The organism is Lysobacter sp. TAB13 (genome assembly GCF_052113885.1).
Lineage (GTDB): Bacteria > Pseudomonadota > Gammaproteobacteria > Xanthomonadales > Xanthomonadaceae > Lysobacter > Lysobacter gummosus.
Window position 1 is genome coordinate 1 of record NZ_JBFRDR010000389.1, and the last position, 364, is coordinate 364.

Consider the following 364-nt stretch of genomic DNA (forward strand, 5'->3'; position numbering starts at 1 on the left):
GGGTCTTAGGAAGCAAAGCTGCCCCATAACGCAGCTATCTTCCTGAAATGCAAAAGAAAAACAGGTATTACCGCCGTTCGAAAATCAGCGAGGCCCGATTTCGGGCGCTCGTGCGCTGTTGGTCACTGGATCTCACCGCCACCAACACCGCTCAGTTGACCGGCTTGAGCGTGCGCTCGGTCAACACGATCTTCCTGGCYATGCGGCGTGTCATYGCTCACGACTGCGAACAACATTCGCCCTTCACCGGTCAGGTCGAAGTCGATGAATCCTTCTTCGGGCCGTGGCGCGTGCGCGGCAAACGCGGACGCGGCGCCGGCAAGAAAACCATCGTCTTCGGCATGCTCAAACGCGGCCAGCACGT

The 364-nt window shown here is 58.8% G+C and carries 1 pseudogene; it reads left to right on the forward strand.

Annotated features, from left to right (window positions below):
- Positions 1-47: 47 nt before the first annotated feature.
- A pseudogene (locus AB4Y92_RS26640) lies at positions 48-364 on the forward strand (IS1595-like element ISLgu1 family transposase); the annotation flags it as partial.